2 protein-coding genes are annotated in these 1,399 nt (G+C 47.0%); both read left to right on the top strand.

What is annotated here, in order from left to right:
• Nucleotides 1-928, top strand: a 928-nt coding sequence (locus A3735_RS19425) for a calcium/sodium antiporter (RefSeq protein ID WP_068638495.1), incomplete at its 5' end; no start/stop codon positions are given.
• Between the two features lie 45 nt (nt 929-973).
• Nucleotides 974-1,399: HAD family hydrolase (locus A3735_RS19420; protein ID WP_068638493.1), on the top strand; the 426-nt coding region annotated here is incomplete at its 3' end.

Here is a 1,399-nt window from a genome sequence, read left to right as displayed (position 1 = left end):
GAGTGCTGACCGATTCGTCAGTGGCGCCGTCGCTACAGCGCTCAACCTTGGCATGACACCGATGATGATCGGCTTAACAGTTGTTGCCTTCGGCACCTCAGCTCCCGAATTAATTGTTTCAGGTACTGCAGCACTAGACAATGCAAGTCACCTTGCGGTAGGAAATGCGATCGGTTCGAATATCGCAAACATTGCCCTAGTACTTGGCGCAACAGCACTGGTCTCGGCCATCCCCCTTAAAAAGGCAATTCTGAAGGTTGAGTTCCCGGTACTCATGGTCGCGACTTTCTTGGCCACCCTATTACTCAGTGACGGCATGCTGGATGCACTCGACGGTGTTGCACTATCTATAATTTTGTTTATTTCACTCATTGCTCTCGCCAAACTTCAAAACGCACCCGCGGGAGAAATCGATGAAATAGAAGACAGCAGATCCATCTCTGCAAAAAAAGCCTACATTCTTCTAGCTATAAGTATTGCTCTATTGCTCGCCAGTTCAAAGCTTTTGGTTTGGGGGGCAGTTGGCATCGCTACCGAGCTCGGCGTGAGCAAAATCATCATCGGCTTAACGATTGTTGCCATTGGAACCAGCCTACCCGAACTTGCAGCCTCCATTGCAAGCGCCCTTAAAGGCCATCACGACCTTGCCTTGGGAAACATTATCGGCTCAAACTTGTTTAATCTATTAGCAGTGCTAGCAATTCCTGCATTTCTTCACCCAATCTCACAGGGTGGCATCCCGATTAGTGAAGAGACACTATTCCGAGACTACGCTCTCATGTTTGCCCTGACCTTCGGGCTCGCTGCCATGGTTTATATCAAGCACGCAACCAAGAAGAACAGCCTTGGACCGGTAGCCGGCACGCTATTACTTGCTATCTATGGTGGCTACCTTTATGTATTGTACGAACAAACTGTACTTGCCTAGTTACAACACCTTCAACTTCACAACTAAGACTTTAGGGCCACCAACATGACTTTTAACGCACTTCCAAAAAACATTGCAGATAAAGCAGCCAGTATTAAACTCGTCGCACTCGATGTTGACGGCGTCATGACTAGCGGCAGTGTTTATTTCTCTGCACAAGGAGACGAACTAAAAGCCTTTAATATTCTTGATGGCCAAGGAATTAAAGCACTAATGAAGCATGATATCGAAGTCGCTATTATCACAGGTCGAACCTCAGCACTAACGGCGAGGCGCGCAAAAGACCTTGGCATTAAAAACATCCTTCAAGGAAGAGAAGACAAAAAAATTGCCCTAGGTGAAATTAGCGAAGAACTCGGTATTTCCTTTGACCAAATATGTTACGTGGGCGATGACTTACCTGACTTATCTGCAATCACCAGCGTGCAGCTAGGCATCACAGTTCCCAATGCGCATAGCCTTATTAAAAAG

The sequence above is a fragment of the Oleiphilus sp. HI0061 genome (assembly GCF_001635675.1).
The sequence above is the reverse complement of the archived record's forward strand: the minus strand, read 5'-3'. Positions and strand labels throughout refer to the sequence as shown.